Origin of the sequence: Sphingobacterium prati (assembly GCF_013167215.1) — a bacterium.
Taxonomy (GTDB): Bacteria; Bacteroidota; Bacteroidia; order Sphingobacteriales; family Sphingobacteriaceae; genus Sphingobacterium; species Sphingobacterium prati.
The window spans coordinates 245,601-267,005 of record NZ_JABJWY010000016.1 but is presented as its reverse complement, the minus strand read 5'-3'; the positions used below and the strand labels follow the sequence as shown (position 1 = coordinate 267,005).

15 protein-coding genes and 1 pseudogene are annotated in these 21,405 nt (G+C 40.7%); 3 read left to right on the top strand and 13 right to left on the bottom strand.

Annotated features, from left to right (window positions below; translation table 11 throughout):
- Positions 1-21 precede the first annotated feature (21 nt).
- The 9 genes from HPC41_RS04825 to HPC41_RS04785 all read right to left on the bottom strand — a co-directional run bounded on the left by HPC41_RS04825 (position 22) and on the right by HPC41_RS04785 (position 13,446).
- On the bottom strand, positions 22-3,564 hold the full coding sequence (locus tag HPC41_RS04825) for a TonB-dependent receptor (protein WP_172392852.1): 3,543 nt from the start codon (positions 3,562-3,564) through the stop codon (positions 22-24).
- Between the two features lie 192 nt (positions 3,565-3,756).
- Positions 3,757-4,968 carry a FecR family protein gene (locus HPC41_RS04820; protein ID WP_172392851.1) on the bottom strand — a complete coding sequence of 404 codons (1,212 nt, stop codon included), beginning with the start codon at positions 4,966-4,968 and terminating at the stop codon, positions 3,757-3,759.
- A gap of 151 nt (positions 4,969-5,119) precedes the next feature.
- A complete protein-coding gene (locus tag HPC41_RS04815; RefSeq protein ID WP_216660659.1) occupies positions 5,120-5,695 on the bottom strand; it encodes an RNA polymerase sigma factor in 576 nt (191 codons plus the stop codon).
- 337 nt (positions 5,696-6,032) lie between these two features.
- Positions 6,033-7,541, bottom strand: coding sequence for a choice-of-anchor I family protein (locus tag HPC41_RS04810; protein WP_172392849.1), 1,509 nt, complete (start codon positions 7,539-7,541; stop codon positions 6,033-6,035).
- Between the two features lie 394 nt (positions 7,542-7,935).
- A complete protein-coding gene (locus HPC41_RS04805) occupies positions 7,936-8,955 on the bottom strand; it encodes a DUF4625 domain-containing protein (protein WP_172392848.1) in 1,020 nt (339 codons plus the stop codon).
- Positions 8,956-9,004: 49 nt separating this feature from the next.
- Positions 9,005-9,481 (bottom strand): DUF4625 domain-containing protein, encoded by a 477-nt coding sequence (locus HPC41_RS04800; protein ID WP_172392847.1) that lies wholly within the window; start codon positions 9,479-9,481, stop codon positions 9,005-9,007.
- A gap of 16 nt (positions 9,482-9,497) precedes the next feature.
- On the bottom strand, positions 9,498-11,669 hold the full coding sequence (locus HPC41_RS04795) for a TonB-dependent receptor (RefSeq protein WP_172392846.1): 2,172 nt from the start codon (positions 11,667-11,669) through the stop codon (positions 9,498-9,500).
- Between the two features lie 341 nt (positions 11,670-12,010).
- On the bottom strand, positions 12,011-13,207 hold the full coding sequence (locus HPC41_RS04790; protein WP_172392845.1) for a GTP-binding protein: 1,197 nt from the start codon (positions 13,205-13,207) through the stop codon (positions 12,011-12,013).
- A gap of 17 nt (positions 13,208-13,224) precedes the next feature.
- Positions 13,225-13,446: a hypothetical protein gene (locus HPC41_RS04785; protein ID WP_172392844.1), complete on the bottom strand. Its 222-nt coding sequence runs from the start codon at positions 13,444-13,446 to the stop codon at positions 13,225-13,227.
- Between the two features lie 685 nt (positions 13,447-14,131).
- Here HPC41_RS04785 and HPC41_RS25765 point away from each other — a divergent pair.
- Positions 14,132-14,242, top strand: a pseudogene (locus HPC41_RS25765) (winged helix-turn-helix transcriptional regulator); the annotation flags it as partial.
- A 108-nt stretch (positions 14,243-14,350) separates the two neighbouring features.
- Here HPC41_RS25765 and HPC41_RS04775 read toward each other — a convergent pair.
- Positions 14,351-14,956, bottom strand: a complete 606-nt coding sequence (locus HPC41_RS04775) for an NAD(P)H-dependent oxidoreductase (protein ID WP_172392842.1) — start codon at positions 14,954-14,956, stop codon at positions 14,351-14,353.
- 290 nt (positions 14,957-15,246) lie between these two features.
- Here HPC41_RS04775 and HPC41_RS04770 point away from each other — a divergent pair, with 290 nt between their 5' ends.
- Entirely contained in the window at positions 15,247-16,182 is a 936-nt protein-coding gene (locus HPC41_RS04770) for a class I SAM-dependent methyltransferase (protein ID WP_172392840.1), read from the top strand.
- A gap of 262 nt (positions 16,183-16,444) precedes the next feature.
- Here HPC41_RS04770 and HPC41_RS04765 read toward each other — a convergent pair whose 3' ends face one another.
- On the bottom strand, positions 16,445-17,569 hold the full coding sequence (locus HPC41_RS04765) for an aldo/keto reductase (protein ID WP_172392839.1): 1,125 nt from the start codon (positions 17,567-17,569) through the stop codon (positions 16,445-16,447).
- Between the two features lie 17 nt (positions 17,570-17,586).
- Positions 17,587-18,321: a 5'/3'-nucleotidase SurE gene (gene surE, locus HPC41_RS04760; RefSeq protein ID WP_172392837.1), complete on the bottom strand. Its 735-nt coding sequence runs from the start codon at positions 18,319-18,321 to the stop codon at positions 17,587-17,589.
- A 52-nt stretch (positions 18,322-18,373) separates the two neighbouring features.
- On the opposite strand from surE, the gene HPC41_RS04755 reads away from it, so the two are divergent.
- Entirely contained in the window at positions 18,374-19,288 is a 915-nt protein-coding gene (locus tag HPC41_RS04755) for a diacylglycerol/lipid kinase family protein (protein ID WP_172392835.1), read from the top strand.
- 278 nt (positions 19,289-19,566) lie between these two features.
- Here HPC41_RS04755 and HPC41_RS04750 read toward each other — a convergent pair whose 3' ends face one another.
- Entirely contained in the window at positions 19,567-21,405 is a 1,839-nt protein-coding gene (locus HPC41_RS04750; RefSeq protein WP_172392833.1) for a carbon starvation CstA family protein, read from the bottom strand.

Below are 21,405 nucleotides of genomic sequence, written 5' to 3'. Positions count from 1 at the left end.
TGTAATTGCGATTTTCATGAATTAAAGCGTAAGCATTAAACCAAAAGAATAGGTTTTACCCATTGGGTAATCTCTAAGCAAACCTCTTTCGGAGGAATCGGCAGGATCGTTGGCGCTCGCCGGCGAATTGTAATTAATCATCGCCCCCGCTTGCTCTGGATCGATATATTTTGTCAGGTCACCAAAATTCCAGGTCAGCAGATTTTCACCGCTAAAGTAAAACCGTAATTTTTCAACTTTAAAACGCTGCGTCCATTTCTGAGGTAAAGTATAACCTAACGTAAAATTCTTCATCCGTAGAAAACCAACATTGGTCAAGTAATAATCATTCAGCTCGTAAAGCGACCTTCCACTCTGCAAAGATGAATACCCACGATAGATTTGGGGATACTTGTTGGCTTTATTGTCTGGGGTCCATGCATTGTCCACCAGATCTTTGCGTACAAAAGAAAGATAGGGACGCTGGTAGGAACCCCAGTATAAATCACCTGTTGGGTACCAGTCTTGCTTGACCACCCCAGCAAAGGCCGCCGATAGATCAAAATTATTCCAGGAAGCATTTAGATTGATTCCGAATGGAAATTTCGGCATGGCATTGCCAATGGGTCTAATATCGCCATGGCTTGTTAAGGTGTTGTCCCCTTTGTCGATACGACCATCACCGTTGAGATCGATGTATTTCACATCGCCGCCACGCAACATATTCCACTCGCTGTTTTGCGACACACTCAGGATATCGTTGTAAACCTTAGAAAGAGACAATTGTGGATCTTTAAAACTATTTTGATAGGTCAATGCTTCGGCATCAGACTGAAACTGTCCGTCAATATGGTATCCCCAGATCTGACCTAAAACCTGCCCTTCATAGTAGGAACTCAACAAGCCCTGTGGATTGTTATACTTGGTAATTATACCTTTAAAATTGGTTGTATTCACCCCGATATTGAAACGAAAAGGTGAACCGGCAAGGTCAAACTTGTCCCGATAATTAACCCCAACCTCGAAACCTGTATTGCGCAGTGCAGCGTAGTTCTCACGGGGCTCACTCGCACCAAATACAGCTGGAAGAGGTTGTCCTGGAAGGTACATACCTTCAACATCTTTTTGGTACCAGTCAAAGTTGATGTTCAGCTTATTTTGGATTAGCCCCATGTCAACACCAAAATCAATACTCTTGGTTCGCTCCCAGGTAACAACATTGGGCAAAGGAGCTGGCGTACTCGCTCCAATAAGACGTGAACCACCGTTTAACCAGGCAAGCTGCTGCACCGTCATCAACTCCTTAAAAGTATTGACTCCTACGGTCTGGTTTCCAAGCTTTCCATAAGAAGCTCTTAATTTTAAAGTTGGGATGCTGCTTTTGATCGACTCCCAAAATTGCTCACGATCAAGCTGCCAACCTAAAGAAACGGATGGAAAAAACCCCCATCGACTTCCACTTGGAAAACGTGACGAACCGTCGTAGCGGGAGTTGACTTCTAAGAGATATTTATTATCATAAGAATAGTTAAATCGGCCAAAAGCGCCTTGAATCGCCCAGTTCTCCGCTGTTCCACTAAGGCTGTACATTGAAGTACCCAGTGCTAAATTGGATAGATCCTCGATAAGCAGATCGTCCATGGCTCCGGCAATACGATCGCGATCAAAGGATTCTTGATTGTATCCGACTAGCAATTTGAACTGATGCTTTTGTACGATATTCTTTTCATAGGTCGCAAAAAGGTTCATCGCATTATACTTATCTTTCCAACGGTATTCTGTTAAGCGGTTGAGTCCGGCAGTTGTATAGTTAAGCTTGTTTCCAGAATAGTAATTAAAAGGGTTCAAACGTGTGCTTCGCGAGAAGTTTTCGATGCGATTGCTATAATCAAAATTTACCTGCAGTCCTTTTAATGGTTTTAGGAGAACACGGAAGGTATTGGTAAACTCTTCACTATTTCGCACCTCCCAACTCTTTCCCGACTCCAATCCGGCATTAGCTCCCTGCCCACCTGTACCCACACCAATATCCGTTGGAATACCATCAACGAAATTTGGATAAAAAGGCATTAGGTTATACCAGGTGGTTGTACTCCACAACCCACCAAGACCATTGCTATACCCGCCGTATTCTTTATCCTTTTCATTGATAAACTGTGTATTATTGGAGATTTCCAGCCAGCTATTGGGCGTGAATACCAAATTGGATTTCATATTCTGCCGATCCATATTTGTGTCATCATTGATATTATTGATGGTCTCACGTTTAAATACTCTTCCCGAAAGATAAGCTTTCAGTTTTTCGCTGCCACCAGAAATGGCAATATTATGAAAATTGGAAGGTTGTTGTTTTTTAAAGAGGTAATCCCACCAATTGGTCTTGTAGAAAAATTTATAAGTTCCATCAGCCTGTTTCTCATGGAAAGGAGCAATTTCTCCTGCAGCGACCATTTTGATAGCTTCCCAATCCATTGCATTGTAGCGCGTATAGGAACTTCCATTATATCCATACAGCGCGGCATCTACGGTCTTTCCATAGATATAAGGATCGGAAATATAATCGGTACGCGATGCCGGGGTGGTCCAGGCAAAATTATTGACATAATCGACCTTAACTGTTCCAGCCTTTCCTTTTTTTGTCGTCACCAAGATCACCCCGAAGGCTCCCCGTGCTCCATATATAGCTGCTGAAGCGGCATCTTTCAAAACAGATACACTTTCAATATCATTGGGATTGACCCGAGTAATGTTGCCTTCAATCCCATCGATCAGTACCAAGGGACCACCTTCGTTGATGGAATTGAATCCACGCACATTGATATCAGGCGTTTTGGATGGATCTCCATTATTCAGCTGAATATTCAAACCTGGCATAAGCCCTTGCAAGGTTCCAGCAATATTAGCGCTGGGCCGTAGTGCAATATCTTCGGCATTGACCTGGGATACAGCGCCAGTCAGATTGGCTTTTTTCTGCACCCCATAGCCGACGACAACGACTTCTTCCATCGCATTTACAGCTGGTTTCATACTAATTTCTACAGTCGATTGCTGTACCAAAGGCGTTTCCATCGGCTGGTATCCCACCATAGTGAACACAAGTACGGCATTGCGGCTTTTGACCTGGATTTCGAAGCTACCGTCTCCTTGGCTGAACACTTTCTCTTTTGTCCCCTTTTCGCTAATAGTGACACTACCTAGAGGTCGCCCCTGATAGTCTTTGATACGTCCTTTAATCGTGTAGCGTTGTAGCGATTGACCGATAAAAGCTTGACCTGATACAGGATCCAATCTTTTATTCAATACAATGTTCTTATCTTCTTTTACATAAGATAACTGAAGCTGGCCCAACAAATCTCTCAGTGCTTCTTCAAAAGAAATATTGTTATAACTAACGCTGATACGATCATCTTTGGCGATCAGTGATTGGTTGTAAAAAATATTATAGCCACTTTGCTTTTGAAGTTCTTTCAATACGGAACTCACCTTTACATTGCTTCGCTTCAGATTGACGGTCTGACCAAAAGAAAATGCATGCAGCTGCAAATTGGCAGCAAATAAAAGTGGAATTGCTAAAGACAATTTCATAGAAATTGGTATTTTCTTGGATCTTACCTGACATAACATAGTCGGTCCGATCGAATTTTTTTTATTAAATTGCATTCGGTTGAGATAAAATTTTACAGTTTTAAGATTCAATCAACGTCGAGAAAAAGACAAACTTTCAGGGGCGTTGGCGCGCTCCTGATTGTATTCATGTCCTTAATAATCGCTTTGGTATTATTTTAGTACATGTATCCTCCTTCCTTTACGTTCAAAATGTACTCCCCCGGCGAACGAAATTGTTTTCAATAATTTGTCTATATTCTCATAGCGGGAGATTGTTCCTGAGAAGTGCTGCCCTTCCAATTGATCTTCATATTTTACTTCGACATCGTACCAGCGTGCCACTTCGTCCATAACACTCTGGATAGATGCATTGTCAAAAGCGAAATTTCCATTTTTCCAAGCGAGGCTATAGAAAGGATCCACTTGTTCCTTTTTTATCGTAGCACGACTTGCATTGAAAACAACCTGATCATTGGGCACAAGCACCTGTTCTTTTAACGCTACATCAGCGAAAGAGAGCTTGACCTTGCCTTCGATTAGGGTCGTAACGATATGATCGCCAAAATTCTTAATATTAAAATGGGTTCCCAAAACTTCTAGCGTCTGAGTTCCACTCGTTACAACAAAAGGTACTCGTTTGCCTCCAGACTCCATCTTGGCAATTTCAAAATAGGCTTCCCCCTCGAGGTCCACAGATCGTGTGCCACCTATAAATCTAACGGGGTATTTAATCTTACTACCGGCATTGAGCTGTACCAAACTCCCATCAGCCATCTCTAAATTATATTCACCACCTTTGGGTGTAATAATGGTATTATAGGCGACTTTATTTGTCTGTACGGATACATCTTTGAGACTATAACTGATCTGGCCTTTACTATCTTTGGTAATAAGATATTCGCCTTGATCAATGACTGTATCACCTTTAATCAAACTTAGGTCAATCTGTTGGCCATTTTCAAGGATAATCACCGCTTTATCCGTACCGGGGACTATGGGTCGGGCAGATACAAGCACGTTTGTATTCACATCATTTGTGCGGTAGGTATCATAACCCCATAGCGCTGCGCCACAAGTCGCGAGGAATAGGGCTGCAATTTGCCACCATTTTCGAAAGAAAATGAAAGGTCTCTCTGTAGTGGCTAGCTCAGAAGATGTCGATTTTCCAATTCTAGGATCAGATAAGATATCTCCCAACATCCGCTGAAGATCAGGGTATTCCTTAGGTTGTATGGGGTACGATTGCTCCTTCCATATTTTTTCCCAAGCTTGGAGGAAGGTCGGATCATTCATTAGTCCCCGCATCTGCTCCTGTTCCTCTTCGCTGGCCAGATTAGCAAAATATTTACGTATTAATTGGTTGTAGTATTCAATTTGATTCATTCCTTTGGATCGATTTCAAAGACATAATCGCATCAGCTTTGAAAAAGTACCAATAGAAAAAACATTTTTTTTAATATCATAGTGAACGCTTTTTGGAAGGCGATCTATCGGATAGCATAAAATCATCTATACCGCATTCAAAGTAGATAACTTAGAAAAAAAAGATTGATAGAATTTTATCCAGTTTAAAACGAACAAATTTTGAGGCGAGGCTCATGTGATTACGCACTGTATTTTTAGAGAGTCCTTCTTCATCAGCTATTTCTTGATAAGACTGCTCTTCAAACTTACTCCTCCTATAAATAGCCTGTTGTTGAGGTGGTAATTGTTCAATAATAGATTCTAAAATTACCTCTAGCTCTCTAGCATCTAATTCTTCTTGTAGGGAAAAGCTGCTTTCCAACCAAGTCTGGCCAAGTGATTGGAGATAATTAGACCGAATTAGGGATTTACGAAAATTAGAAATGGCCATCCGTTTTGCGATGGTGAATAGAAAGGGAAAGATGGATTCAGGGTTTGAAAGTTGAGTCCTTTTTAGATAAAATTCGATAAAAACTTCCTGTGTGACTTCCTCAGCGTCACTATCCGTCTTACATAGTTGCCTCACTTTAAAATAGATAATAGGCTGCCAATAGTTAAACACCACACCAAAAACCGACTGATCTCCAGCTTGTAGTAAGCGAAAATCATCCATTGATATGGAAATATGTTTCAGCCCTGATATCATGAATTTGGTATGTTTAATTGATGCAAATTAACCTAACAGATGTTAATTTCATATAAAATTACTATTAATATCGGTAATTTCTATTTTTGTTGAGACATAAAAAGCTAATGATCGGTCTCTGAAAGTAAACTACAGTAAGTTGACCTTCGCGGCCAGTGTTCAACCGCCTTTCTCCGCAAACAGTACTCGCTAACGTTTTCTTGTCAAAGCCGGTAAGCCATGCAATTAAACCAATGCGGTTCTTCTTTGTCCTGTCTTTGGTTCCGAAGAGAAAATGTAAAATCCCCGGAATTTGTTCATCCGGGGATGCTAAAAGAGTATGGAGATGTAGTATTGGTTAAATGGTATCCGGTGTATATACCTTGATTACGCCATCTTCTTCACTGCTTACGATAAGTAGGCTTTTCTTAGTGGGACTATTTTCTGCTGAGACAAATAGCACCCCCTCCGGTGCGTCACCTGTTTTCAGTAACTGCAGAAAACGTGGTGTACGCGGATCAGTGACGTCATAAACAGCAACGGCATCAACACGTTCCATGCCTATAAAAGCAATATATCTGTCTCCAATTTTTCCGAGCGCTATGCCTTCCGGTTCGATGCTTTTGTCGTCGCTACGCCCATCTTCGTAAAATCCAGCAGCTTGCACCTTTGTGTCAAGTTCGTTTTTACTATCGTATACCAGTTCGCCGTTCAATCCGTTCCAAACACTGAACGATCGTGCACCGAAAGAGTAAAGTGCATCATATAAGCCATCCTTGTTATTATCACCCAACGTCCGGGTCACGTTTAAGCGTCCAATCTGACTGTCTTTCTGGAGTTGCGCGGCATTGGGGAAAACAGATGGATCGAGGGTAAGATCCTTGACCCGGACAGCCTCCTTAATGGCATCGTATTCGCGTGCATCGCCTTCATTTGCGGTGAACAGGTAAGGATTGCCGCCGTTTTGCAGAACTGCAATAGCATCCGGCATATAGATGCCCTTTACGGGCCAGGATTTAAATGATACAACATCGTCTTTATCAGACAGGTCGACAGCATTATCCTGCAAGCTATAATCTTTGAAACCCAGCGGAAAGATTTCTGTTGCTTTTTTGCTTGTCAGGTCAATTTTTGCAATAGCATTGTTTTCCTGCAGTGTCACCCATGCTGTTTTGGAATCTGGCGAAATGGTCACGTATTCCGGTTCGATGTCCATCGCGAGGGTGGCTTTCGGACCAAAGATGCGGAGTCCTCTCTGCTGTAGTGCCTCTCGCTGTTGTTCGAAGCTACTGAAATCGACATTGACGACCTGATAGTTTTCCTTCACACTAATAATGGACACTGAACCGATAGGATCATTGCTATAATCGAAACTGGGCTCGCCTTCATTTGCTGTGAGAATAAGGTTTCCATCCGGGCTGAACGTTACCATATCCGGTAGCGCACCGGTCTGTATGCTCTTTACTTCGGCGTAGCTATCGGTATTGTAAACGGTCACTTTTCCTGGTGCCTGTTTATTGGTCGATTCAACGGCTGCTGCTAATAGTCCATTACTAACAGAAACACTATTTACGGCGCCACTGTTGGTGGGAATAGCATGTATCACTTTCAATTTGCTCGGATCGGACATATCGACGACATCGATCTTGTTAGATCCTCCGTTGTTGACAACAAATAAACGTTTTGTGACGGGATCATAGGCACTGATTTCCGCGGCACCAACATCACCAATATCAAGGGTACCGATTTCTTTAAACGTTGCAGGATCTTCGTTCAACGCTGGTTCGTTCTTAATTGGCTCCTCGTTTTTGTCGCAAGCACCCAAAAGAATAAGCACCGCAAAAGCTAATAACTGTCTAAGTTTCATAAATTGATTTAATGTTCAAAATAAACTAAGCAAAAGAAGAATATATATATTAGCAAATTGTAAAGCGAAGATTTCTAAATTATTATATAAGATTGTCGGCTGCACTGTACCCTTGCATTTAAAATGCGAAGTATCGATTAGAAAACGTCCGTGTCTTGGATGGAGCCTCCACAGAATTTTCAATCCTGATCATATTAACAAAAGCATTTAGGAGATAGTACAACGATATGAAGACATCTTTGCACAAACAAAAGAAGTACGAAGTTGAAGAGCTTCAGAGATTCTGACATATAGCTTTGGGAAAGCTTACAGGAATACCGTAAAATTATAGTGTGAAATTTGGAGGGGGAGAAACATAGCCCATCTTAACTATGGGCTATGTTCTAAAGCTTAATTATTCTCCGTCCTCAGCATGCAGTTCGAAAGATAAACGAAATACATCCTCACCTGGAAACTTCACATCATAATTTGTTAAATTCCAATCTGTCCTAGTGATTGTAGCTTTAGTAGATTTATCATTAAACTTCCTAAGTACAAATTTGACATCTTTTTCACCAGCATTAGCAGCACCCGCCGTAAAATATGAAATTATTCCAGTTGTTTCAATCGCCCCTGAAGGGATAGCAGTTCCATCACTGTAAGTTGTTTCTTTTGGTTGAAAAATCGCACCTGTGGAGTTCTCACTATTTGGGTTCAAAATAAATGCACCGCCGGTAATGAATACTTTATAATTGTCTGCAGTGGCCTTATCTTTTATGTATTGCCCCTGAATTTCTACTCCAGCTGCATCGTATTGTTTCAATTCCACTTTGTACACTCCGCTAGGACTGATATGAAAATGACTATGCCCAATAGCTTCCCCACTTGCGTCGAAATTTACCGAAAGAGGTTCTACTCCTTCTTTATCCGCTAAGTCATGGAAATGGTCGCCATGCCCCTCACCTTTCACTTCTGTCAATACAAGTTTGAATGCCGCTTTAGCCTCTGCTGCCGTTATTGTTATAGGCGATTCAACGGTAGTAGTATTTCCTGCTTTATCAGTCACCGTAAAATGTAAATGATATTCTCCAGCAGGAGCAACGGAAGGAATATCAATATGTTCATGAAAAGTAGCATTTTTCACCCCAATGTATTTCCCTTCTGTATATGCTTTAGTTATTTTATAACTTCCACCACCTTCTTGATGAATTTCAATATCTATTTTATTGATCAAAGCTTCTGCAACAATATTTCCCTCAAGGTGTAAATCCGAGCCTGCAGCGGCAGTTTTACTATTATCAGTACCGATTTCCATCGTACCAATCTCTGGCTTTGCTAATGCTGGAATATCATCATCATCCTTTTTACAGGATGACAACAGTCCGAAGAAGAGCATAGTAAAAAGCGTAATAAAACCAATTTTTGTAGTTTTCATTTAAAAAGAATTTAGTTTAAAAATGTATTTAATTTATTATTTCCAAAATTTACTCTGTGATTCGAATACTTATCCCCCGCTGGGTACTCCACCCCGATTGGTCGGTAACTTGCACCATGAAATGGTAATTCCCAGGATCAATATCCAGCGGAACATCAATTTTTAATTGAGCAACGTAGTCTTTAGGTTGCCCTGGTATATCCATAGTTTTTACTATCGAAAATGGTTTAACAGGTCTCTTTATTGGGTCTAACGTACATTCTTCAACTTCTGTAGAGTGAGAATGATGGTCAAAATTATTATGCACATCAATGCTGTAACTCCCTAAGGCAACATTATCAGATAAATGCATCTGGAAATTAAAAGATTCGCCCCGTTTAATCTGGCTACATTGCTTAGGAAAAGCACTTTCTGCTGTCAAATCTATCTTTGGTTTTTCCTCATCTATACGTTCATTTTCTTTTTTACAAGCTATTACCGATGTCAAAAAAAATAACATCAATAAGGATCTGCTAATTCTATTCATAGTATTATTTAGTTTATTAATTTTTTCCAAAGGGTACACGTGCTGATAAAACGATATTCCGCCCCTGCTCGGGGAGTGCTATAAGACGATAAAAGCTCGTATGATCCATATATTTAGTATCTAATAGGTTCTGAATCTGAAATCTAAGTTGAACAACAGAGCTGTTCAACTTTAAATCTGTTCCGGCCCTAAAATTGAAAAGTGTATAACTGGCTGACTTATCTTCAGGGGGTACGATATTATTCTGCTCCGCCGTCCATTTACAATCAATAGCGAAATATGTACTATTTAAATATTGACTTATTTTGGGAGACCAATCCAAGCCGATTAAAACGGAGGGCGCTGGAGAAAAAGGCAGGGTATACCCTTTCTTAGCACCTGAGAGCTGCTTTGATTTGACATACTCGCCTAAGAGCGCTAACTTCCAGTTCTTAGTCAAGCGAAAGTTGGCATTAATTTCTCCTCCAAATCGCCGGACCTTACTCTCTGAATATTCGAAAATCTGGTTGCCAGCTCCGTGAAATTGATCAAAACGGGATGTTGGATTGAGATAAATGTAGTTTGAAAAATAATTATAAAATGGTGTCAACGTGATATCGGCCGTTTCTCTTCTCCAACCTATTGAGAGGTCTGCTTGATAGGATTGCTCAGGGGAAAGATTTTTATTTCCTATATCATAACTGTAATAATGATAATTAACACCGTTCGACGCGAACTCTTGAGTTGCAGGATTCCGGAAACTCTTCCCAACATTAAACTTGGTTTCGATATCTCCAAATTGCCTTGCAACTCCAAGTCCCCAAACCAGACTATTAAACGTTCTCGATATATTATCAGCTCTTAGAATCTTCTCCTTAGCCCCATCTGCTGTCTCGGATTCAAACCAATCACGATAGGCTTTACTTTGGTTGTGATTATAATCATATCGCAATGCCGCATATAGTATTGTATTTTTATCAATGCTGTATTGGTCGTGCACGAAAGCGCCTGCAGAGCGTTGACGGTATTCTGGAATAAGAAAGCCCCAACCGCCAATATTATTATGCTGGATTTCACCACTCCCACCTAAAGTAATCTGATGTGATCCTTTGGTAAATTGATCTTTTACATTGATACTGTATATATCTTTATCGTACAATCTTTCCAAGTCTTCTGGAATACCCATATTATCAGGGAAGATAGCAGGCATATAGCCATGGGCGACGTAGTGATTAAACTCCTTCCTATTATTTCGCTGATAGCCAATATCTATCCAAATTTTTTGATCATCTTTTTCAATATAATTTCTATTGATAACTTTAAAATGATTTACTTTCTGGCTTGGATAAAGGATGTCCCTATTTGATTTGTCATACAAAGCCGTATTTACCCCTCTTGGCTCAAGACCATGTGCATTGGCAAAAAAACCGATTTTGGTATCATAACTGCTTAAATAAAATATCGAAGAGAATTTTTCAGTTACATATCCTCCTTTTAATTGAAAATCAGTTTCCCTTCCGGCTGTATTTCTCACATAGTTGTCCTTCAAGCCTACAGCATAATTATAGACATAGACCGTATCGGTTGGAACGCGGTAATCTCCATAATTTAGATGGGTAAGCCCACCACCAAAGACAAATTTCCCTTCTTTACCAATAAATTGGACTGAACTCCCAAGCGTACTATTATTAGACTTTGCAATAAGATTTAGACTTCCTTTTAAACCATCCTCTTGGGTTTCTTTGAGAGAGGATAGACGAATAACTCCGCCAATCGCGTCTGACCCGTACATAAAAGATGTCGCGCCTTTAATAATCTCAGCGGAGCCGACACTGTATTGGTCTATCTCAAGACCATGGTCCAATCCCCATTGTTGCCCTTCATGCTTTACGCCGTTTTCTACGGTTATTACTCGATTAAAACCCAACCCCCTAATTTGAGGTTTCGATTGACTCGCACCGATACCTATAGATCCTACACCTGGAATTCTACTCAATGTCTGCATCAAACTACCGCCCTGGAATTTTTGTAAAGAATCAATGTGAATATAGTTTACCGATAAAGGCCCTTCCATCGCATTCTTATAGCGCTTGCCGTCTACCATGACTTCCTGTAGATCTATTTTCTTTTTTAATTTTTCCTGTGCATATAGCGTTAGAAAACTTCCATGAATAAAAAAGAGTGAAAAAAATAAAAAAGATCTGTTCATTAATATTTGTGAGATTGTCAAAAAAACAATTTGCAATTTAGTTGCAACAAAAGTAGCTAAAATAGTTTATAAAATACACAAAGTTGCAAAAAGAATTAGAATTTGATTTGATAAGAGGGTCAGTGCCTAAAATCCAAATCCTTAAAATGAAACGTTGATTTATGTGCGGGCCTAACAGCATTGAAGGTGAATGTGCATGACTAGCATTTTAAAATATTCATGGAAGATTTTAAAAATCACTCCAGTATTGGTTTAGATTAAGGGGGCAACTGTAAATTTACTTGTGCCTCACCTACATAATCAACCTATTTACTTACGCTATAAAGGAGGGAAAACGATCGTTAGAGATTTTTGGGAAATTCGTCCTTCCACCAAGTGAAACGCCAATCGTCAGCCTCATCTTCAGTCAATAAACAAGATTCCAGCTCTTTAAGATATTTTTCTTTCTCTAAGTGTTGCCCTATAAAAACCAATTCATTCTTACGATCCTCCCATTCGGAATGCCAACGTTTTAATAGATCAGTTCTTATTTCGGGATAAATCGGGTATTGATACCGCATTTCTTCGGGCATACTACTCCACCATGAACCGGCACTTTCCAATCGGATGCTTCCTCCAGCTTGGCTAAAACTGATTGCAGTATCTGGTCTAGATGCTAGCCAAAATAGGCCTTTAGCACGTATGATATTATGAGGATAATGTTCGTGTAAATAACGGTGCAACCGTTGCGGATGGAAAGGTCGCTGGGAGCGAAAAACAAATGATGAAATCCCATATTCTTCTGTTTCCGGAACATGATCTACTTCCAGCTCTCTTAACCAACCTGCAGAGGAAGAAGCTTCATCAAAGTCAAATGTACCCGTTCCCATAATATCTTTTGGATCAACTTGCCCAAATTGGGTACGGATAAGCTTGGCGCCCGGATTAAGTTTACTAATTGCAGCTTCTAAAGTACCTATTGTTTCCTCGGATACAAGGTCTGCTTTGTTTAACACAATGACATTAGCAAATTCTATTTGATCGGTTAATAAGTTTACAATAGTTCGATTATCCATATCATCATCTGCCAACTTTCTATCTAACAACGTTTCTGAACTACCAAAATCTCTGGAAAAATTGAAACAATCTACTACAGTCACCATCGTATCGATATAGCTGAATGATGAAAGATCAATATCATTATTCGGATCAACGTAACTGAATGTCTGAGCAACAGGAATTGGCTCCGAGATCCCTGTACTTTCAATCAAAAGATAATCAAACCGATCTTCTTTAGCCAAACGCTCGACTTCGATCATTAGATCTTCTCTTAACGTGCAACATATACATCCATTACTCATTTCAACAAGTTTCTCCTCGGTCCGCGAAAGAACATTTTCACGTTCAAAATATTGCGCATCGATGTTTACTTCACTCATATCATTAACAATTACGGCAACCTTCTTCCCTTCCTTGTTATGCAATACATGGTTCAGCAAGGATGTTTTGCCTGCACCCAAAAAGCCACTTAACACCGTGACTGGTAGTTTTCTTTTCATATGACCTAAATTAAATTCTATTTTTTTCCTTCTCCCAATGTCACTATAACTTTCATCCAAATCTTTATATTCTCAAGATGTTCTGTTCCATAGTTAGCAGCAAAACGCTGAGTTTCGGCATTTGAATAATCTTCATAAACCGCCAATCGGCTTTTGACAAATTCTACGGTTAACGGAATACCACATTTTTTCTCGATACACCATTTCCAGTCTTCAAAGTTTTTAGGAATTGCGCTCATTGTCTTTTGATTTAAAAGCTAAATTAGGAACAATAATTTATAAAAGCAATTTAGTTGCATTTATAAATTATTGTATACTTGAATGACAAGCAAGCTGCACGAATAAAGATTATGTGACTTAAGCAGTAGAAAAATATTGAATGATACCCACCCCATGTCTTGTCTGTGCAACAAATTCACGTGGAAGTACAATTCATCAGGTTAGGAAACGGAAAAGATCCTTTACATCTTAGGGCACCCATATTGCCGAGATGGACAATACGGTAGTAAACATTTGGTTAGCTAGTGAATTATAGAAATAAATAGGTTATACCTCTGTTAGGTATTGTTGGCCCAAGAGAACCAAGGCGTTATTATACACTTCGTCAGGAATGCCCTGCTGAGAGATAAGGGTCATATGTTCCGTTAATGCCAAGATGGCCTTTTCCTCTTCTGAGAAGAACGGTGTTTCTCTCCAATTTGACAGGACAAATATCCGTCGAGCGTCTTCGCCAAGAGATAGGGCGTCCTGAATATGTTTACAATTAATGGTTGGATATCTGAATTGGACAAAAACATATTGTTTTTCTATCTAAATGCAAAGAGCAACGTGACCACAAATTCTATATCCTAATACAATTAAATTCAACAAGACTACTACCGATTTGAATATGCATGATAGGTTTTTAAGCTTCGGGAAGTTTTTCCCGTCGTACCGCCGAAAGAGGAATGCCACCTAACAAATTTAAATAAATCGCTGGAAGAAATCCATTTAGCCTTAGAAAAATGGGAAAAAACGTATATTAATCAACGGTAACCCATTCGTAGGATCCCCAAACCTATTTCTGAAAAATAATCGGATACACATTGAGTTGATATCCTTTGGAGTACGGAATCTTATCGCATGGAAATAGACTATTGCCTGTTAAAGTGCTTCATGTATTACAAGTTTTATATTTTTGACTAATGCGCTAATTTCATTCCTGTGATGTTCTTTCACTTTATCAATTTCTAATGTCCCTCCCAGTACTAGCATTTCTTTGTGCTGAAAGCGTTTTCCTAATCTATCCTCAAGCATAACTTTCTCCATGCTTTGTGCAATACCAATTTCATTCAAAAAATTGTTGGGATGACCTGCGGTACAGATAACGGCTCCATACTTGATGATTTTCATTTTCGGTAAGTCGGGCTTTTGTCCATAAGCATAACCAACGGAATATACTCTATCAAACCAACCTTTCATCATTGCTGGGCAGTCACTCCACCAAAGTGGATAAAGAAAGATAACACAGTCTGCGTTTTCTATCTTTCGATGCTCTTCGAGTACATCTTGGGGGATTGGTAAAGTGGTATTTGATTTCCCTTCTCTTTCGTACTCTTCGGCAGTCATTACACTTTGAAAGTTATTCGCATACAAATCAGAGACATCAACATGCCAATTTTGCGCGTTAAACATATTTTTCAATTGATTCAATATCTCGAAAGTATAGGATTCTCTACTTGGATGACTATAAATAATTAAAATATTCATATTAAGGACTTAAGGTTGGTTTTCCTAAATTACTATAAATGACAAACTATTCACTAAAAAAGACCCATGAATTTTTACCTTCATAAACTCTTTTGAACCTTCTCCCCCTTATTGAAATGTACGCTCCACAATATCTGTCGATGATTGTTGCCAAAATGTAAGTATATGTAAATTGTTTGTATTTATTTTCTAGCCTGTAGCGTCTATAAATAATTATTCGTTGACTTAAATAAGTCAACAAGCCTGGAGACTTATTTCTTTGAGCAAAGAAACGTACGATAAACTTAGATATGAATAACAATATTAAAATTAAAGAAAATAAAGGCTTTAATGAAGATAGCTATGCACGGCATGCAAAATGGTATAGCACACTCTATCCAGAAAGAACCCAGAAAATAAAAATACTCGAAACCTTAAAGCATTACGATGGGAGTATAAACCACTGGTTACAGAATCTTTTCTTTAGATGCTTAGATCCTTTCACCCAAGAAAAGAATACTCACTGGCTGACCATTGGTGATGCTTATGGCCATGATGCACGACATCTGATAGATCAGGGTATTGAAAATGTAACAGCAAGCGACCTGGACGATAGCTTTCTCAAAGTATCTCAAGAAACAGGTTTTATTAAAGCATACTGCGCACAAAATGCAGAATCGTTAACATTTAAAAACAATAGTATAGACTATATACTCTGTAAGGAAAGTTACCATCATTTTCCGCGCCCCTATGCTGCGCTCTACGAAATGATAAGAGTGGCTAGACAAGCCATTGTGATCATTGAACCGCAGGATCCTATTTCTAAAATGCCAATTTTATTGTTCCTTGCCAATCAATTGGGAAAAATCAATGACAGAATAATCAATAAGATCTGGAAAAATAGATTTTCTTTTGAGAAGGTCGGGAATTTCGTATATAAAGTCTCTGAAAGGGAATTTGAAAAACTTGCCGCAGGACTTAATCTACCTATGATAGCGATCAAGGGAATTAATCCCAACTTTTGGTTTCCCGGTAGCGAAGAGATCAGCGCAAATAAAAGAACGCGAGCTTTCAGAAAGATTCTTTTGAAAAAGAAAATTCGTGATTTTTTGTCTACTCTCGGGATATTGCCGAGCCAAACACTTGCTATCGCCATTTTTAAGAAAAAACCCGACGATTCACTTAGAAAATCTCTTGTTGAAGAGGGGTATCGATTGATTGAAATCCCCCCAAATCCCCATCTTTAGAGCTAAATAGTCATACTTTAATTTTTTATATAATATTAAATCGCAATAATTGGATATTAGATAACCGCTCTAGTGGTCGGTGCAACAACTTTGAAGCATCGGGATCCCTAATCTAAGAGTATTAACTTGTAGCTGATCTGAGTTTGGGTCTCCACTCATACGTACCGCTATGATGGAAGTCTTTCTTAGGATTTTAATCGTAAAATTTAAATAGAAAATAAGGATGCGCATATCGCACCTTATTTTCTATTTAATATATTAATTAAGCCTTTGGTACCGGCGCATTTTCTTCTATTAGTTTTTCATACTTTAATTCCTCCCAAAAGCTAGGTGCTATCTTAGTCTTGAAAGATTGAGCATTTTGAACCACCTGCTCGGCGGTATGTGCGCCGGGTATCACGCCGGACACTTCGGCTGGTGCAGCAGCAAATTGTAAGGCCGCCGTACGTAGGTCTACCGCATGATTCGCCGCAACCCGCTGTAAAGCACTGAGCTTTTCTTTCACTCCAGCAGGGAATTTACCATCATACAGATAACGGTTTTTACCGGACAGAAATCCAGCACATAAAGGAGCTCCTACAACAATCGACACGTCCCGTTCCGCCACCTTTGGGAAAACTTTATTCAGATCATCGTCATGTTTGATCAATGAATATTGACAGGCGGAGAGAAAGATATCTGGATCTGCAACCTCCAATGTTTGCAATATAGGCTCTACGGTATTGACCCCGAGACCCCAGCCTTTGATTAGCCCCTCCTCTCTCATTTTAGTTAGTTCGGGCATTGCTCCTTTAACCGCTTGTTCGAAATACTGCGCATAGGTGTCTTTCATATCGCCATTATCTGGTGAAAGATCATGAATAAATACGATGTCTATTGACGACAAGCCCAAACGCTGTAAGCTATCCTCTACACTTCGCCTCACGCCTGCCGCACTATAATCGTACTGATAACCAAAATTTAGCTTCCCTTTCCAAAGTAATTGTTCCTTTTTAAAATTCTCTTCTGGCACTAAAATTCGTCCCACCTTGGTGGAAAGAGTAAAGCTGTCACGGGGTTGGTCTTTTAGAAATAAGCCCATTCTACGTTCACTAATACCCAGACCATACCAAGGGGAGGTATCAAATAAACGTATCCCAGCATTCCATGCGGCCTCTACCGTCTGTAGACATTCAAGATCTGAGTTGTACTGAAATCCGTTACCCAATGCTACCCCGCCAAGTCCAGCTTTATCGATAGGACGAAATCGCTTCTTCTGTGTTAAATTTTCAGGTGTTGTCATCTTATTTTCTTTTGATGTTGTTAGCAAAATATCAGGTGTAGCTGCACTCAGTGCAAAGCCTGCGCCTGCAAGGCTGGCCTGTACCAAAAATTTTCTTCTTTTCATATACTTTATCCTCTATCTCATTTTCCTTGACTCGCCAGTCTGGCCGAAAGCTCATCATGCGCAGTCAGGTCCAGCCGTAAGGGTGTAATTGATACCAATTTATTTTCTACTGCCCAACGATCTGTCCCTTCCTCTGCCGGTTCAAGTGGTATCACTGTAATCCAATAATTCTTTCTTCCCATAGGGTCCTGACCGGGCACTACGTTGCCATCGTAGAGCCGTACCGATTGCCTAGTCCATGAGATTCCCTTGGGTTTTGGCGGAAAATTCACGTTATAGAGAGCCGGTCCCTTATTGTCAAGCAAGATCTTGAGGACATCAGCTGTCCATTCAGATAGCCCTTCAAAATCTGGTTCCGACTTGCCAACAGGTGTGCTTAGAGCGATACCGGTAATACCGAGGAGCATAGCCTGTTTTGCTGCAGCAAGGGTACCGGAGTGCCACATGGAATTCCCTAGGTTAGGGCCCATGTTGATGCCAGAAAGGACCACCTGTGTATCGGGAAACATATGTAGGCCCAATGCCACGCAGTCCGCCGGCGTCCCATTAACCCTAAAAGCATCAATTCCCTCAAAGGTAATAGGCGCGCTTCGGTAGCTTAGGGGCCGGGAATGGGTAATAGCATGTCCCATAGACGACTGTTCTACATCTGGCGCAACAATCCTAACGGTACCAAACTGCCTCGCGGTTTTCGCTAGTGCTGCTATGCCCGGCGAATAGATACCATCATCATTTGTAATAAGTATATTCATAGTTGTACCTTTTATATGAAAACCAATCTCATGTACGCTTTGTTCAGGTGATATGAAAGAACATGGCAAAAAGGTAAGGCTAGTGCATAATCCCGCTGCTGGGGATGAAGACAATGGAAGCGAAGACGAACTATGTCAGCTGATCGAAGACCTTGGGCACCGTTGCACGGTAGTTACAAAAAAAGATGCTGTCAAAAAGATCCATCCAGAGACGGATCTCATTGTCTTAGCTGGAGGTGATGGTACCATAAAAATGACCATTATGGCACTGTTGGAAAAAAAGCTACGATTCAAAAGACCGATTGCTATCCTACCTCAAGGCACAGCAAATAATATTGCCAATTCTTTAGGTATCCCTTTGGACTGTAAACAGGCCATGCATCTGTGGGAAAATTTTCAGCTTAAAAAATTCGATGTCGGAATGATGACAGGTTTAGGCAGAAAGCCACTCCATTTTATAGAATCTATTGGTTTTGGTGTATTTCCTATATTAATGGAGAAAATGGACAAAAAAAACACGCACGCTGCCAGTGCTGAAGATGAGATCAAGATCGCGCTCCAGCAGCTTCGAAAACTAGCTTTGACATTTCCGGGAAAAGTGCTTAAACTTGCGACCGCTGCCGGTAACATTAAAGCGGAATGCATCATGGTTGAAGTCATGAACATTGCTAGCATGGGACCTAGACTGGTGCTAGCTGCAGATGCGGACCCCGGAGATGGACAATTTGATATTGTAATAGTGACCACCGATCAGCGTCAGGAACTGGTTGCCTATATAGAAGGGCTATTGAATGAAAAAAATGTGGACTTTAATATCAAACCCATTAGAGCCAACCGCATATCTATGGAATGGCAGGGAACAGAACTGCACATTGATGATGAATGTAAAAGCTATAGTGGGCAGCAACTCAAGATTTCATTGCTCAATAGCTTGGTCGAGATCGTTGTAGGAGAAATTGATCCCTGAAGTTTAAAATGAAATAATACTGTAGGAGATTTTTCACCACATTTGCTATTTCAACAAGTTTTCATCGGCATTTTGTACATCTCTTTGTTAGCTTTAGAAAACATACATTGAACTACAAACAGACCCGATGCTTATCAGGTCTGTTTAATTTAAAGTTTTATACTTTTTTAGCGCGTATACTTTGCCTTAAGTATCCTTATTTCTTTTGGGCCGATAGCCATTTCATCCTGAAGGAACTTATAAACGTTAGAATTTGTTCGGACTGTAACCGTGCTAATTTAGCGCTCAACCAAAGTTTTTACCAATTCGCCATTTTGGTCGATAAATGTGGTCTCCTTTTTAAATAACTGATACCACTTTCGGAATGTACCCATAAAAACAAGCAGCATCAATAGCATGGCCAATATTGCCAGTGAAGCTAATAGCAGCTGCCCCTTGGGTAAATAAATATTCACTACCTGCAGATATCCGGCCCAAAAGGTAATCCCGGCCATAAATACGCCCGGTATGGCCGTAAATAAAGCATATTTTCCTCTATTCATCCGAATAAGCATCGTCGTACAGACGATAAGCCCACAGGCAGCCAAGAGCTGATTACTGATGCCAAATAATGGCCAGATACTGCTTACATTGCCGGTAAAAACAAGATAGCCCCATGAAAAAGTGAAAATAGCGCTGCATAGCCAAACTCCCGGTTTCCAATCTTTGTCTTTAAAAGCTGGAAAAACATTCCCCAGCATTTCCTGCAAAAAAAATCGTCCGACCCGTGTCCCTGCATCGATGGCTGTAAGGATAAATACGGCTTCAAACATAATGGCAAAATTGTACCAGTAAGCCATCACATTGTCCATAAAGGGGACCTTATCAAAAATATGGGCCATCCCCACAGCCAGGGAAACTGCTCCGCCTGTACGACCATGGAGGTCTACTCCAATCCGCTCTGAAAAATGTTGGAGATCCACAGCCTTTAATTCGGGATGCTGTGCCAGAAAATGCGCGTAGTCACTGACTGGGGTATTGATTGCAAAATAGTCGCCCGGTAGCAGGGTACAGGCAGCAATCAAAGCCATTATGGCAACAAATCCCTCCACTAGCATCGCGCCGTAGCCCACAAAAAGGATCTCTCTTTCGGTACCCAACATCTTGGGTGTCGTACCCGTGGCAATAATCGCATGGAAACCCGAAATCGCACCGCAAGCGATCACGATAAAAATAAATGGCAGCACAGGCCCCCCGATCACGGGACCTCCGCCATGGATAAAATTGGTCAAGGCGGGCATCTGTATTGTCGGATGCACAAAGACAATGCCTACGGCCAACATCAGGATCGTACCGATCTTCAAATAGGTAGAGAGGTAATCCCGGGGAACAAGAAGCAACCAAATAGGGAGTACAGAAGCAAAAAATCCATAAATAGCAATCGCTATTGAAATGGTCTTGACATCCCAATCGAAAAGGTTGTGTATCATAGGGATATCCATCAAGCGATGCCCCGCAATAATGCCTACAATTAATAAAATGCCCCCCAATATACTGGCCAAGGTGACTGAACCGGCTTTATACCGCATCAATAGGCCCATAAATATGGCAATCGGCATGGTCAGAATAATTGTAAATAAGGACCAGGGTGCCTCATGCATGGCGCTGATACAGGCCAGAGAAAGGCCCGCTAATGTCAAGATCAGAATAAACAGAACGGCCATACCGGCTATTCCGCCGACAACGGGACCGATCTCCTTGGAGGCGATAGTCGCCAGGCTCTGCCCTTTGTGTCTAACCGAAGCAAATAGGACAACCATATCATGCACACCTCCGCCCAATACACAACCGATCAAAATCCAGAGTGTCCCAGGAAGGTAACCAAACTGGGCCGCCAGCACTGGACCGACCAATGGCCCCGCCGCAGCTATGGCAGCAAAATGATGCCCAAACAACACCTTGCGGTCCGTCTTAATATAATCGTTACCGTCGGCAAACTCGACTGCTGGGGTCGTAACGGCATCATTGAGACGGAGTACTTTCTGCGCCATAAAGACCCCGTAAAAACGGTAGGCAATCGCAAAGATTAAAATTGACGCAAATACCAGCGTAAGGGCGTTCATATTATCTAAATCCAT